The following is a 14,357-nucleotide window of genomic DNA, read 5'->3' as shown; positions in this document are numbered from 1 at the left end:
GTGTCTCCTGGTCTTGACGTGGGTGGGCCACAACGGGATGCCGCGTGGGGTTGCGGCGCCGGGGGCCCGATGGACGCGCCAGCCGGAGGCGAGAGGGTTCCTGTGCGGCTGCCGAGTTCAGCGCCCCATTCTGCCACATGCGCGCGGCCCGCCGGACAACCGTCGCGAACCCCGGGAGGCCGCGGCGACCGCCCGGCCGGCCACGTCAGACCGCCGCCACCGATTCAGCGATCTGGAAGGGCTTGTTGCACGCTCCGCAGACAATCGGCGCCTGCGCCAGGACGGACGGGACGACGCGGACATTGCGACCGCAGTCGCACACCGCCTTGACCCGCACGCCTCCGCCGGACGAGCCGTGCCGGGTGGCCGGCCCGCGGAAGCTACTGCTGTTGTCGGTGGTCGTCGCGGCCGCGTGCGCCTCCAGTGCGCGGTGCAGACGCTCCTCGGTGAGGCGGTACCGGCTGCGGGCCTCGGCATTCATCGTGACCAGGGAGAACCCGCTGCTGGGATGCGGTTCCTCCTCGTGGTCGAGTCCGAGCTCCTCGGCCACCGCCAGGAACCGGCGGTTGTGGTAGCGGCCCGCGCGGGAGGTGTCCCGTACTCCGCGGGCGGCGGCGATGCCGTGCACGGCTTCGTGCAGGAGGCGTTCGAAGGAGAGTTCCGATCCGCATGCGGACGAGGACTCCCCGATCAGGGATTCGGGCGCGGCCAGATCCGGCAGCTCGGGGTGGTGCCGTTGAATGTCGGCCCACGCCTCTGCCAGTTCGGCGGCGAGAACAGGTGGTGTCGTGCTCACGTCGGGTATAACGAGCCGCCCCCCTCCGGTGTTCCTATTCCGGGTCAACTCTCCAAATTTGCACTTACCAGTCAGTTCGCGTGGTGACGGGACGGCACGGGCGGGAGGGTGACTTCCGGAGAAGTCACCCTCCCGCCCGATTTTCCGCCTCCGGCCCTACTCAGCACTAATAGGAACGGGCCACGACCGCGATCGTGCCGGGAGCGTCCTCGGTCTCCGGGACCGAGCCGTCCTCCGCGACCAGGCAGCGCACGGACACCGCGTCCTCGGCCAGCTCGGCCTCACCCTCGGGACCGAGGTCGGCCCACGGGATGCGCGCCCAGTTGCCCGCAGCCGCGGCCTCGGCGGCCTCCTGGACGGTGCGCACATCCGTGGTGCGCTCCTCGCGCTGCTCCCGGGACTGCCGCAGGAGAAGCGCCTGGTCCTCCTCCAGCAGCGCGGGCAGCAGTCCGGGCAGTGCGTCGATCGCGACCGGCTCCTTGCCGCCCGGGATCCGGCGGGCCAGCATCGCGGTGCCGGCCGCCAGGTCGCGCGGGCCGATCTCGATCCGCACCGGGACCCCCTTGAGCTCCCAGTCCACCGCGCGCCGGCCGAACGGGGTGTCGGTGCGGTCGTCGACCTGCACCCGGATCCCGGCGGCCGCCAGCTTGTCGCCGACCTCGCGCACCTTGGCCACGGCGTCCTCCCCCTTGATGGCCAGCACCACGACCTGCACCGGGGCGAGCCGGGGCGGGATCCGCAGCCCGTTGTCGTCACCGTGCGCCATGATCAGGCCGCCGACCATCCGGGTGGAGACGCCCCAGGAGGTCTGCCACACCAGCTCCCTGCTGCCTTCCTTGGACAGGTAGCGAGTATCAAACGCCTTTGCGAAGTTCTGGCCCAGCTCGTGGCTGGTGCCCATCTGCAGCGCCTTGCCGTCGCGCATCATGCCCTCAAGGGTCAGGGTGTTGATCGCGCCGGCGAACCGCTCCCGGGCAGTCTTGCGGCCGAGCACCACATCGATGCCCAGCACGTTGGTCATGAAGTCGGCGTACACCTCGTGATGGATCCTGGCGGCGTAGTCCCGCGCGTCCTCGTAGGTGGCGTGCGCGGTGTGCCCCTCCTGCCAGAGGAACTCACTCGTGCGGAGGAACACCCGGGGGCGCATTTCCCAGCGCACCACGTTCGCCCACTGATTGATCAGCAGCGGCAGGTCACGGTAGCTCTGCACCCACTTGGAGAAGTACTCGTTGATGATCGTCTCGGAGGTCGGGCGGACGACCACCGGCTCCTCCAGCTCCTTGCCGCCGCCGTGGGTGACGACGGCCAGCTCGGGGGCGAACCCCTCGACGTGCTCCGCCTCCCGGGTCAGGTAGGACTGCGGGATGAACAGCGGGAAGTAGGCGTTCTGCGCACCGGCACCCTTGATCCGGGCATCGACCTCCTGCTGCATCCGCTCCCAGAGCCCGTACCCGTACGGTCGGATGACCATCGTGCCGCGCACCGGGCCGTTGTCGGCCAGCTCGGCCTTGTTGATCAGATCCTGGTACCAGCGGGGAAAATCCTCCGCCTGGGGTGTGAGTACGGGAGCCTTTGCCATGGCGCGAATGGTACGGCGATCCGGCCCGGAAGCGTGAATCCGTCCCCCTTCCCGTCTCGACCCGGTGGGCGAACGGGAGTCATCCGACATGACAGCGGTACGGCTGCCCCGGCCCCGGCCCGCCGGGCAGGGCTCCGGTCCGGCTGCCGAACGTGCTCACGTACCTGATCGCCCGGACCTGACGGAGGCGCCCCCGGCGCCGGCCGTCAGCGCCGCCGCATCACTGCTTGGGCGGCAGGATGTCGCGGAACTCCTTGGGCAGTTCGAAGTCACCCGGGTCCGCTCCGGCGCCCGGGATGCCGAACGCGCCGCCGGACTGTCCGCCGGATGCCTTCCGCTCCGCCTCTGCACGCTCCTCCTCCTGCCGCTTCATCGGGTTGCCCGAACGGCGCTTGCCCTTGGCCTTCTTCTGCGGCTTGCCCTTCTTCTTCGCGGCTCCGCCCCCCATCCCCGGCATCCCCGGCATCCCCGGCATGCCGCCCCCCTGGGCCACCCGGGACATCATCTTGCGGGCCTCGAAGAAGCGCTCCACCAGATTCTTCACGGCGCTGACGTCGACGCCGGAGCCGCGGGCGATCCTTGCCCGGCGCGAGCCGTTGATGAGCTTGGGATCGTGCCGCTCGGCGGGGGTCATGGACTTGATGATCGCGGCGGTGCGGTCCACCTCGCGCTCGTCCAGGTTGTTGATCTGGTCCTTCATCTGGCCCATGCCCGGCATCATGCCGAGCAGCTTGGAGAGGGAGCCCATCTTCCGGACCTGCTCCATCTGCGCCAGAAAGTCGTCGAGGGTGAACTCCTTGGGCCCCTTGGCCAGCTTCCCGGCCAGCGCCTCGGCCTCCTGCTGGCTGAAGGTCTGCTCGGCCTTCTCGATGAGGCTGAGCATGTCGCCCATGCCGAGGATGCGCGACGCCATGCGGTCCGGGTGGAACGCGTCGAAGTCGTCCAGCTTCTCGCCGTTGGAGGCGAACATCACCTGCCGGCCGGTGACCTGCGCGATCGACAGGGCGGCCCCGCCCCGGGCGTCACCATCGAGCTTGGAGAGCACCACTCCGTCGAAGCCGACGCCGTCCCGGAAGGCCTCCGCGGTGGTGACCGCGTCCTGGCCGATCATGGCGTCGACGACGAACAGCACCTCGTCCGGGCTGACCGCGTCGCGGATGTCGGCGGCCTGCCGCATCAGCTCCTCGTCGATGCCCAGTCGTCCCGCGGTGTCGACGATGACCACGTCGTACTGCTTCTCCCGGGCGTACCCGAGGGAGTCCTCGGCCACCTTGACCGGGTCGCCGGTGCCGTTACCGGGCTCAGGTGCGTAGACGCCCACGCCCGCCCGTTCGGCGACCACCGCGAGCTGGTTGACGGCGTTGGGGCGCTGGAGATCGCAGGCGACCAGCAGGGGGGAGTGGCCCTTACCCTTGAGCCAGCTGCCCAACTTGCCCGCGAGGGTGGTCTTGCCCGCACCCTGCAGACCGGCCAGCATGATCACGGTCGGCGGGGTCTTGGCGAACCGCAGCCGGCGCGTCTCTCCGCCGAGAATCCCGACGAGCTCTTCGTTGACGATCTTGATGACCTGCTGGGCAGGGTTCAGTGCCCGGGAGACCTCGGCCCCCTGGGCCCGCTCCTTGACCTGCTTGATGAAGGACCGGACGACGGGAAGCGCCACGTCGGCCTCGAGCAGGGCGATACGGATCTCGCGCGCCGTGGCGTCGATGTCCGCCTCGCTCAGCCGGCCCTTGCCCCTGAGGTTCTTGAACGTCGCTGCGAGGCGATCGGAAAGAGTGTCGAACACGGCGCTGGGGGATCCTTCGGTCGGGAAGCGGGTCGGTCCTCGGGATGGACGACAGACACTGCGTGCCCGGCGGCCCGGTGACACTGGCAGGGCCAGCCTACCGACTCGCCTCCGGTGCGGTCAGCCACCCAGCGACCGTTCGACCTCCTGGACGAGTGCGGCCGCCTCCGTGGACGCCAGCGGGCCGCCCTCGGGACCGGTCAGGTAGAAGGCGTCGACCACATTGGCACCCAGCGTGCTCACGTGGGCACTGCGCACCCGGGCCCCGGCGCCCTCCAGCGCCCTGCCGATCCGGTGCAGCAGCCCCGGGGCGTCCTGGGCGCGGACCTCGATGACCGTGCCGCGCCGGGAACCGAGCGGTGCCACCGTCACCCGCGGCGGCGGGGCCTGCGGCAGCCGGTGACGGGGCCGGCGGTAGGCCGCCTCCCGCTCCGCGAGACGGGCGGGGATGTCGAGGGAGCCGTCCAGCGCCCGCACCAGGTCCGCACGCAGCCGCTCGGCCTGCGGGAGCGCGCCGTACTCGGCGGCGACCCGCCAGTTGAGCAGCAGGACCGGCCCCCCTCCCGTGGGGTCGATGCTGCCCAGCTCGGCCGAGCGGACCGTGAGCCGGTGCAGCGCCAGCACCCCGGCCACCGCCGGCAGCACTCCGGGGCGGTCGGACAGGGCGATGACGAGCTCGGCGCCCACCGGCTGCGATTCCGGGGCCGGGGCGGTGTCGGCACCGGTGACGGGGCCGGCCGACGGCTCGGGCCGTGGCTGGAGAGCGAGTACCGGAGCCCCGGTGCGATGCGCCTCCACGGCCAGCCGTTCCTCCGCCGCGGTGGGAGGCGCGGGTTCGCGGGCGGCCGGCGCACCCCCGGCGGCCAGCGCCGCGGCGACCCGTTTCGCCAGGTCGCCGACGAGCGAGGCCCGCCAGGCCGACCAGGCCGCAGGACCGGTGGCGAGGGCGTCGGCCTCCGTGAGCGCGTGCAGCAACTCCAGGGTGTCCACGTCCCGGACTGCGGCGGCCACGAATTCCACCGTGGCGGGATCGTCCAGGTCGCGGCGGGTGGCGGTCTCCACCAGCAGCAGGTGATGCCGTACCAGGACGGCGAGCACCGCCGCGTCCTCGGCCCCGAATCCGATCCGGGCCGCCACGTCGTGGGCAATGGTCTCCCCCACGATGCTGTGATCGCCCGGCCAGCCCTTGCCCATGTCGTGCAGCAGGGCGGCCACCAGCAGCAGGTCGGGCCGGCTGACCCGGCGGGTGAGGGCCGAGGCCTGCACAGCCGTCTCGATCAGGTGCCGGTCCACGGTCCACCGGTGCACCGGGTTGCGCTGCGGGCGGCACCGTACCCGTTCCCAGTCGGGCAGCAGCCGGTCGATCAGCCCGGCGGCCTCCAGGGCTTCCCAGGCCGGGACGGTGTCCGGCCCGGCACCCAGCAGGGTGACCAGCTCTTCACGGGCCTCGGCCGGCCAGGGGACGGACAGCGCGGCACCCGCCTCGGCGAGTCTGCGGACCGCGGGCAGCGCGAGCGGCAGGCCCGCCTGGGCCGCGGCCGCAGCAGCCCGCAACGGCAGGACGGGGTCCCGGTCGGGACGGGCCGAGCGGGCCAGCACCGCCTCACCGTCCTGCTCGACGACCCCCTCCGCCAGGGGGGTGCGCGCCTCAGCGACGGGCCGGCCGCGCCCGCCCAGCAGGCCGCGGAGCCGGGGACGGGCGGCACGCGAGCGCAGCACCCGGCCGACCTCTCGCCAGGTGACGTCGGAGGCGTAGCCGATGGTCCGGGCGGCCTCGTAGACACGGCGCAGCAGGGCGTCGGGCCCGGGAAGGCCGAGGGCCTCGGCGACCTGGGGCTGGTCCTCCTGGGCGAGCCGGTCGGTGGCCCGGCCGGTGGTCAGGTGCAGGGCGTCCCGCACGTCGAGCAGGGTGGCCCGGGCCTCGGCCAGGCCTTCGCGCGGGGCGTCGGCGACCCAGGAGGCGGCGACGGCGCGCAGCGCGGTGGCGTCGCGCAGCCCTCCGTGGGACTCCTTCAGGTCGGGTTCGAGCAGGAAGCGCAGCTCGCCGTGGCGCCGGGCGCGTTCCTCGCCCAGCTCGCGCAGGCCGGGCAACCGGGAAGGTGCCCGGGCGCGCCACCGGCCGAGCAGGTCCGTGCGCAGTCCGGCGGTGAGCGTCTCGTCGCCCGCGAGGTGGCGGGCGTCCAGCAGGCCGAGTTGCACCTTGAGGTCCTCGGCTGCCTGCCGGTGCGCCTCCTCGGGGGTGCGGACGGAGTGGTCGAGGGCGATGCCCAGGTCCCAGACCGGGTACCAGAGCCGGTCCGCCAGGGCGGCGATCTCCCCGGGCCGGGAGCAGCCGTCGTGCAGCAGCACCAGGTCCAGGTCGCTGCGGGGGGAGAGCTCGCCCCGGCCGTAGCCGCCGACTGCGATCAGGGCGGCGCGTGGCCCGCCGGGGCCGGCCGTCATCAGGGCGGTGAGCCATTCGTCGGTGAGCCGGGCGAGTTCCGCGCGACGGGCGGGCCCGGTCTGCTCCCCCTCGGTGAGGAGGTGCAGCCGGGCCGCCGCGTAGCCGGCGCCGGGGCCCGCATCGTGACCGCTGGTACGTGTCGTCTCAGCCATTACGGGCCCGCCTCACGCGTCGTCGTCCGGTGTTCTCTTACAGGGCGTCCGGACCGCGTTCGCCGGTGCGTACCCGGATCGCGGTCTCGACGGGAACGGACCACACCTTTCCGTCACCGATCTTTCCGGTGCGGGCGGTGTTGACGATGACGTCGATGAGCTGCTCGGCGTCCTCGTCCTCGACCAGGATTTCCAGCCTGGTCTTCGGCACCAGGTCGACGGTGTACTCCGCGCCCCGGTAGACCTCGGTGTGGCCCCGCTGCCGGCCGTAGCCGCTGGCTTCCGTCACGGTCATGCCGTGCACTCCGAACGCGTGGAGGGCGTCTTTCACCTCGTCCACCCGGTGCGGCTTGATCACTGCAGTGATGAGCTTCATGCGTCCACCTTCTTGTCACCCGTGGTGTCACCGGCCGCCGTCGCGGCGTCCGGGGTCTGCGTGCCGACGGACACCGACCCACTGCCACCCTGGCTGAAGTCGTAGCCGGTTTCCGCGTGGTAGACCTGATCGAGTCCGCCGACCTCTTCCTCTTCGGTGGAGCGGAAGCCGATGGTCGACTGCAGCAGCTTGGCGATGAGCCAGGTGACGACGAAGGAGTAGACCATCACCGCGCCGGCGGCGAACGACTGGAGCGCGAAGAGCTGGTACCCGGCACCCTCGGTGGCGAGGAAGCCCACCGCCAGGGTTCCGAACAGGCCGCCCACCAGGTGGACACCGACGACATCCAGGGAGTCGTCGAAGCCCCACTTGTACTTGAGGCTGACCGCCCAGGCGCAGATGACTCCGGCGAGCACACCGATCAGCAGCGCGCCCATCGGGTTGACGTTGGCACCGGAGGGGGTGATGGCGACCAGGCCGGCGATCGCACCGGAGGCGGCACCGAGCGTGGTGGCCGCACCGTGGCGGATCCTTTCGTACAGCAGCCAGCCGAGAACGGCGGCACCGGTGGCGGCCATGGTGTTCAGGGCCATCATGGCGGTGGTCCCGTTGGCCGCGAGCTCGGAGCCGGCGTTGAAGCCGAACCAGCCGAACCACAGCAGCGCGGCGCCGAGGAGCACCATCGGCAGGTTGTGCGGACGCATCGGCTCCCGCTTGAACCCGATGCGCTTGCCGATCACCAGCACCGCGGCGAGGGCTCCGATGCCCGCGTTGATGTGGACCGCGGTTCCGCCGGCGAAGTCGATGACTTCCCGGCCGTCCCACTCCAGGGCCCCGATCCAGCCGTCGCCGCCCCAGACCCAGTGGGCCACGGGGAAGTAGACGATGGTGACCCAGAGCGCGACGAACAGTGCCCAGGTGCCGAACCGCACCCGGTCGGCGAGCGCACCGCTGATGAGCGCGGGGGTGAGCACGGCGAACATCATCTGGAAGAGCGCGAAGGCGAGCAGGCCCGAATCGGCCTCGGTGACGCCCCGGAAGCCGATGAACTCCAGATTGCCGATGAGGCCTCCCCCACCGTCTGCGAAGTCACTGCCGAAGGCAAGGCTGAAGCCGTAGAGCACCCACAGCACGCTGCAGATACCGAGCGCGATGAAACACATCATCAGCATGTTCAGCGCGCTCTTGACCCGGACCATGCCGCCGTAGAAGAAGGCGAGGCCGGGAGTCATCAACATGACCATGGCAGAACAGATGACTAGAAAGGCGATATCTGCGGCGTCCAATGTGACGTCTCCTCGTCAGTACCGACCCGTGCGGGCGGAGTCGGGTGCGGGTCAGGATGCGCCACAGGCTCTCGGAGGGCCGTTTCGGCCAGCACCCCGTCACGTTTCGCCACGGTGACGATGGCCCGCCCTGTGTTACGTACCGATGAACCGGGTGTGGGCTGCCGGCTCCCGGTTCCGGGGAGTGGGCCGACCGGAACCGGGGGACAGCCCGGGACGGCCCGCGGGACCGTCCCTGCGGGCTGCGGGACGGTCCCGCGGGCCGTCGGGAGCGGCTGACGAACGAGCGGTCAGCCGGTGCCCGCGATGTCCTCCGCCGGGAGATCGGAGGTGACACCCTCCGCGAGTGCGGCGATTGCCGGCACCTTGCCGAAGTCCCGGGCCGCGGTGGCGGAGGTCTTGCGGAGCCGTGTGCTGACCCGCTCCGAGCGCAGCCGCTTGGCCAGGATCATGGCCTGTCCGGCGCGTTCCGCGCATGCTTCGGGCTCGCGCTCCAGCAGATGCACGGTGGCAAGACCGATCAGGTTGAGTGCATACGAACGCTGATGGCCACCGGCCGATTCCCGGCACTCCTGGCCGAAAAGCTGGACCGCCCGCTCCATCACCGGCTTGGCGAGGGACACGTAGGCCGGGCTGCGCCCGGCGACATAGGCCAGGTCACGGTAGGAGTGCGCGTTCTCGGCGTTGAGCTCGGCCTCCGAGAAGAACCCGATCCAGTCCGGCTCCGCTTCTCCGCTGCCGATCTCGCCGAAGACCTCCTCAGCCGTGCGGACCGCCCGGTGGCACCGTGAGGGCCGGCCCATCGTCGCGTAGGCGCGGGCCTCCAGCGTGTGCAGCATCGACCGGGTACGTGCGGTGGCACCGTCCCGGCTGCCGTACTGGGCGAGCTGGATGAGCTCCAGGGCATCGTCGGCCCGGCCCAGGTGGATCATCTGTCTGCTCATCTTGGAGAGGATGTACGCGCCCAGCGGGCGGTCCCCGGCCTCTTTGGCGGCGTGCAGCGCGAGCACGAAGTACTTCTGCGCCGTGGGCTGCAGGCCGATGTCGTAGCTCATCCAGCCGGCCAGCTCGGACAGCTCGGCCGTGACCCGGAACAGCCGTTTGCGGACCGGCTCCGGGTGGGACTGCTGCAGCAGGTCGGTGACCTCGTGCAGTTGCCCGACGACTGCCTTGCGGCGCAGCCCTCCGCCGCACTGGGCGTCCCACCCGCGGAACATCACGGTGGTCTGCTCCAGCATCTCCAGCTCCGGCCGGGAGAGTCCGGCCGGCCGTCGGGGCTCCCCCTGCCGGGCAGGCAGTGTGGCGAGCCGCGCGCCGCCCTCCGTGCCGTGGCCCGCCGCGGGCGGGGCCAGCCAGCGCTGCATCGGCTCGATGAGCTCCGGGCCCGCCGACATCGACAGCGAGGTGCCGAGGAAGCCGCGGCGCCCCAGCATCAGGTCGCTCCGGGAGAATTCGTTGATCAGCGTGACGGTCTGGGGCCCCGCCCAGGGCAGGTCGACCCCCGAGGTGGCCGCGGACTGCACCGCCGAGCGCAGCCCCAGCTCCTCGATGCCGACGACCCGGCCGAAGCGCTCGGAGAAGAGCTCGGAGAGGATACGCGGGATCGGCTCCCGCGGCTGCTCCCCGGCCAGCCACCGGCGGACCCGCGAGGTGTCGGTGCTGACATGGTGCGCGCCCAGCTGCCGCGCCCGGCGGTTGACCTGTCGGGCCAGCTCGCCCTTCGACCAGCCGCTGCGGCGGAACCACTCGCTGAGATGCTCGTTCGGATGCCTGACGGAGCCGCCTTCATTGCCGTTTCCGCCCACGGTTACGCCCCCATCCCGGCTCCCTGGGGGCCCTTGGCGCCCGGTGCCGCACGGTCTTCGCTGTGCTTTCGGTGACTGACGCCGTGTCATATGACGAAGTGTCGGCAACTGCACCGAAAGTAAGGTGCTGAACACGGCGGTGGCGAGGGCGTCCGGGCAATCGCCACCATTCGCCACCCCCCGGAGGCAACCTAACCCCCGTTGTACACGATTCACTTGGTACTGAACGGTCGACTTCCGGCGGAGCGAAGCACACCCGGGGCGCGCGAGGACGACTGCGCCCCCCTACCCCCGGTACGCCGTCGCGTAACCATCGGCGTACCGCACCCGTTGGAGGGGGCATGGGCTTCACGATCGGCGGCATGCGCGAGATCAGGGAGCTGCGGCTGGTGCCGCGTATTCCCCGGCTCCGCGGCCGCGCCCCGGAGGGCACCGCGGTCGCGGAGTACACCGGCCTGTGGGGGTGGGACGTCCAGCCGGGCACCCGGATCCGGCGCCTCGCCGGCGGGCGTGCCGGGTGCTCCTGCGAGAACGCCGAGTGCCCCCTGCCCGGCGCCCACCCCAGGAATCCGGCCCTGCTCATCCGCGCCGGCAGCCCGCTGCACGAGGTCGCCGCGGCCTGGGAGCGGACGCCCGGCGCCACCGTCCTGCTGCCTGTCGGCCGGACCTTCGACGTCATCGACGTGCCCGGGGCCGCCGGCCACCGGGCCCTGGCCCGGCTGGAGCGGCTGGCGCTGCCGTGCGGCCCGGTCGCCGTCGCGCCGCACGGCCGCGCATGGTTCTTCGTGGCCCCCGGAGCCGCCGCCGAACTGACCGGGCTGCTCTACCGCGCGGGCTGGGACGGCGCGCTGCTGGACCTGCGCGGCCTCGGCCCCGGTGCGCACATCACCGCCCCGCCCTCCGACCACGCCGGGCTGGGGCCCGTCCGGTGGCTGCGCCCGCCGGACCTGGAGACGGCCGCCCGGCCCCCCGAGGCCCGGCTGCTACTGGGCGCCCTCGCGTACGCCTGCCACCGGGCGGGGGAATAGCCGCGGGGTCACCGGCCGAGCCGCCCGCCCGATGGCGTCGGCACGGCACTACTCCACGCCGACCAGGGCGTCCACGAAGGCCTCCGGCTCGAAGGGCGCCAGGTCGTCCGCCCCCTCCCCCAGGCCCACCAGTTTCACCGGTACCCCCAGCTCCCGTTGGACCGCCACCACGATGCCGCCCTTCGCAGTACCGTCCAGCTTGGTGAGCACGATGCCCGTGATGTTCACGACCTCGGCGAAGACCCGGGCCTGTCGCAGCCCGTTCTGACCGGTGGTGGCGTCCAGGACGAGCAGCACCTCGTTGACCGGGCTCTGCTTCTCCACGACCCGCTTGACCTTGCCCAGCTCATCCATCAGACCGGTCTTCGTGTGCAGCCGGCCGGCGGTGTCCACGAGCACCACATCGGCCCCCTCGGCGATGCCCTCCTTGACCGCGTCGAAGGCCACCGAGGCGGGGTCACCGCCCTCCGGACCACGCACGGTGCGGGCCCCCACCCGCTCACCCCAGGTCTGGAGCTGTTCGGCGGCGGCGGCCCGGAAGGTGTCGGCGGCGCCCAGCACGACGGACTTGCCGTCGGCCACCAGAACCCGGGCGAGCTTCCCGGTGGTGGTGGTCTTGCCGGTGCCGTTCACACCGACGACGAGCACCACCGCGGGCAGCTCCTCACCGGTCGTGCTCACTCCGCCTTCCGTCCGCACCGCCCGGTCGGCCTCGGTCCCCACCGCGGTGAGGAGCTCCTCACGGAGCAGCGCGCGCAACTGCTCGGGGGTGCGCGTGCCGAGCACCCGCACCCGTTCCCGGAGCCGCTCCACCAGCTCCTGGGTCGGCATGACTCCCACATCCGCGGTCAGCAAGATCTCTTCGATCTCCTCCCAGGTCTCCTCGTCGAGGTTGTCCCGGGAGAGAAGAGCCAGGAGCCCTTTGCCGAGCGAGGTCTGCGAACGAGAGAGCCGGGAGCGCAGCCGGACCAGCCGCCCCTCGGTCGGGGCGGGGGTCTCGATCTCCGGAGCGGCCGGTGCCGCCGTCGCGCCGCCCTGCTCCTCCGGCAGGGTGACGTCCTCGATGGTGCGGCGCGGTTCCTCGTGGACAGGTGCGCTGTCCTCGCCCACCTGCGGTTCGGGGGGCGCCGGGCGAATCGTGTCCGGCTCCGCTGTCGTGGGGCCCGCACCGCTCGGCCGGCTCTTCTTCCGGCGGCCGGTGACCACGAGCCCACTGATCGCGGCGAGCGCGACCACAGCGATGATCAGGACAAGGATCAGGATCTCCATCGGCAACTTCCTTCGCGGGGGACCACCGGCCACACCGGTGGGGGATGTGCCCCTATGGTCCGATGGCGCGGAGCGCCATTGATTCGCTACAGGCTGTTGTGCGTCACCGGACGGAGCCGGGAGCGACCACAGGGGAACACCACGGCGGCCGGGGGAGGCCTCCCCCGGGAGGCGACGTCACAACACGCTCCAGTATCGCCGACGCCCCCGGTGACTTCCGCCCCCGCCCGTATCCGGGCGGGGCGGCCCGCTGCCACTCCCCGGGGGCACGGGTCAGCCCATCTCCTCCAGCTCCTTGCCCTTGGTCTCCGGCACCCACCTGAGGACGAAGACGATCGACAGCAGAGCGAAGCACGTGTAGATCGTGTAGGCGCCGGACAGGTTCCAGTCCGACAGGGTGGGGAAGCTCTGGCTGACGGCAAAGTTGGCGAGCCACTGGGCGGAGGCCGCGACCCCCAGGGCCGCTGCACGGATCCGGTTGGGGAACATCTCCCCCAGCAGCACCCAGACGACGACCCCCCACGACAGGGCGAAGAAGAGCACGAAGAGGTGCGCGGCCAGCAGGGCGACGGTTCCCTGGAGGTCCGGCAGCGCCACGTCCTCCCCGCTCCCCGTGCGGTAGGAGAACGCCCAGGCCGCCAGTCCCAGCGAGACGGCCATGCCGGCTGACCCGGTGAGAGCCAGCGGCTTGCGGCCGAACCGGTCGACGCAAAGCATCGCGATCACGGTGCCGATGATGTTGATGACCGAGGACGTGAAGGAATAGAAGAACGACGCGTCGGGGTCGACTCCCACGGACTGCCACAGCGAGTTGCTGTAGTAGAAGATCACGTTGATGCCGACCAGCTGCTGGAAGACGGAAAGGCCGATGCCGATCCACACGATGGGCAGCAGTCCGGTACGGCCGCCCGTCAGGTCCCGCCAGCTCGGCCGGTGCTCGCTGAACAGTTTCGTTCTGATCTCCCCGGTCTTGGCCTCCAGGTCGACACCACGGGGCTCGACATCCGCGAGAACCCGCTTGGCTTCGGCTTCCCGCCCCCGGGAGATCAGGTAGCGCGGGGACTCCGGGATCCGCAGGGTCATCAGGCCGTACAGGGCGGCGGGCAGGACCTCGATGCCGAGCATGAGCTGCCAGGCCTCCAGGCCCAGGAGGGAGCCCCGCTGCTCGCCCCCGGCCAGGTTGAGCACGCCCCAGTTGACCAGCTGGGAAACGGCGATGCCCAGGACGATCGCCGCCTGCTGGAAGGAGGCCAGACGCCCGCGGTACTCGGCCGGGGCCACCTCGGCGATGTAGGCCGGCGCGACCACGGAGGCCATACCGATCGCGATGCCGCCCAGCACCCGCCAGAACGCAAGGTCGTAGACGGTGAAGGGCAGCATGGAGCCGATGCCACTGACGGCGAAGAACAGCGCGGCGAGCTGCATGACCCTGATGCGGCCCAGCCGGTCGGCGAGCCGCCCGGCCACGACCGCGCCGAACGCGGCACCGAGCAGAGCAATGGCGACGACGGTGCCGAGCGTGCCGGGGCCGACGTCGAACTTCCCGCGGATCCCTTCGACCGCACCGTTGATCACCGCGCTGTCGTAACCGAAGAGAAAGCCGCCGAGTGCGGCGGTGGCGGCGATGAACACGACGTAGCCGAGGTGCGGCGGCCGGCCGCCGGTGTGCCGCGCTTCTGCCGGTGCGGGTTCACTCACGGTGCTCTCCTCCGCTGCCCGGCGGGCACCGGGCTGGTGGTCGGCGTCACCGTCGGCCGGACCACGCGGCGGCGGGTCACCGGCCGGCAGCGGTATGACTGACGCCAGGGGTGTCCCGCCGAAGAGGTGTCAAACCCCC

10 protein-coding genes are annotated in these 14,357 nt (G+C 71.6%); 1 reads left to right on the top strand and 9 read right to left on the bottom strand.

Going from position 1 to position 14,357, the window contains the following annotated elements; genetic code table 11:
• Window positions 1-205: 205 nt before the first annotated feature.
• The 7 genes from PJ985_RS18965 to nsdA all read right to left on the bottom strand — a co-directional run bounded on the left by PJ985_RS18965 (window position 206) and on the right by nsdA (window position 10,223).
• Window positions 206-796, bottom strand: a complete 591-nt coding sequence (locus PJ985_RS18965) for a hypothetical protein (protein ID WP_271685039.1) — start codon at window positions 794-796, stop codon at window positions 206-208.
• Between the two features lie 166 nt (window positions 797-962).
• Complete coding sequence (gene proS, locus PJ985_RS18960) at window positions 963-2,375, bottom strand: proline--tRNA ligase (RefSeq protein ID WP_271685038.1); 1,413 nt, start codon at window positions 2,373-2,375, stop codon at window positions 963-965.
• 220 nt (window positions 2,376-2,595) lie between these two features.
• Window positions 2,596-4,161, bottom strand: a complete 1,566-nt coding sequence (gene ffh / locus PJ985_RS18955; RefSeq protein WP_271685037.1) for a signal recognition particle protein — start codon at window positions 4,159-4,161, stop codon at window positions 2,596-2,598.
• A gap of 120 nt (window positions 4,162-4,281) precedes the next feature.
• Window positions 4,282-6,756 carry a [protein-PII] uridylyltransferase gene (locus PJ985_RS18950; RefSeq protein ID WP_271685036.1) on the bottom strand — a complete coding sequence of 825 codons (2,475 nt, stop codon included), beginning with the start codon at window positions 6,754-6,756 and terminating at the stop codon, window positions 4,282-4,284.
• A 37-nt stretch (window positions 6,757-6,793) separates the two neighbouring features.
• Window positions 6,794-7,132, bottom strand: coding sequence for a P-II family nitrogen regulator (locus tag PJ985_RS18945; RefSeq protein WP_271685035.1), 339 nt, complete (start codon window positions 7,130-7,132; stop codon window positions 6,794-6,796).
• A complete protein-coding gene (locus PJ985_RS18940; RefSeq protein WP_271685034.1) occupies window positions 7,129-8,418 on the bottom strand; it encodes an ammonium transporter in 1,290 nt (429 codons plus the stop codon). Before PJ985_RS18940 ends, PJ985_RS18945 begins: the two co-directional genes overlap by 4 nt.
• Window positions 8,419-8,708: 290 nt before the next feature.
• On the bottom strand, window positions 8,709-10,223 hold the full coding sequence (nsdA, locus tag PJ985_RS18935) for a transcriptional repressor NsdA (RefSeq protein WP_271685033.1): 1,515 nt from the start codon (window positions 10,221-10,223) through the stop codon (window positions 8,709-8,711).
• A 341-nt stretch (window positions 10,224-10,564) separates the two neighbouring features.
• Between nsdA and PJ985_RS18930 the strand changes: the two genes are divergently transcribed.
• Window positions 10,565-11,251 carry a bifunctional DNA primase/polymerase gene (locus tag PJ985_RS18930; protein WP_271685032.1) on the top strand — a complete coding sequence of 229 codons (687 nt, stop codon included), beginning with the start codon at window positions 10,565-10,567 and terminating at the stop codon, window positions 11,249-11,251.
• Window positions 11,252-11,299: 48 nt separating this feature from the next.
• Here PJ985_RS18930 and ftsY read toward each other — a convergent pair whose 3' ends face one another.
• Both ftsY and PJ985_RS18920 read right to left on the bottom strand, forming a co-directional pair.
• Entirely contained in the window at window positions 11,300-12,520 is a 1,221-nt protein-coding gene (ftsY, locus tag PJ985_RS18925) for a signal recognition particle-docking protein FtsY (protein ID WP_271685031.1), read from the bottom strand.
• Between the two features lie 273 nt (window positions 12,521-12,793).
• The gene (locus PJ985_RS18920; RefSeq protein ID WP_271685030.1) at window positions 12,794-14,218 is read right to left on the bottom strand and encodes a sugar porter family MFS transporter; all 1,425 of its coding nucleotides are present in this window, start codon (window positions 14,216-14,218) and stop codon (window positions 12,794-12,796) included.
• Window positions 14,219-14,357: the final 139 nt, after the last annotated feature.

The organism is Streptomyces sp. ACA25 (assembly GCF_028200735.1).
GTDB lineage: Bacteria > Actinomycetota > Actinomycetes > Streptomycetales > Streptomycetaceae > Streptomyces.
The sequence above is the reverse complement of the archived record's forward strand: the minus strand, read 5'-3'. Positions and strand labels throughout refer to the sequence as shown.

Excerpts from the sequence above, each read along its gene's own strand:
- ftsY (WP_271685031.1), bottom strand. The coding sequence starts at position 12,520 with ATGGAGATCCTGATCCTTGTCCTGATCATCGCTGTGGTCGCGCTCGCC.
- PJ985_RS18930 (WP_271685032.1), top strand. The coding sequence starts at position 10,565 with ATGGGCTTCACGATCGGCGGCATGCGCGAGATCAGGGAGCTGCGGCTG.
- PJ985_RS18950 (WP_271685036.1), bottom strand. The coding sequence starts at position 6,756 with ATGGCTGAGACGACACGTACCAGCGGTCACGATGCGGGCCCCGGCGCC.
- PJ985_RS18945 (WP_271685035.1), bottom strand. The coding sequence starts at position 7,132 with ATGAAGCTCATCACTGCAGTGATCAAGCCGCACCGGGTGGACGAGGTG.
- proS (WP_271685038.1), bottom strand. The coding sequence starts at position 2,375 with ATGGCAAAGGCTCCCGTACTCACACCCCAGGCGGAGGATTTTCCCCGC.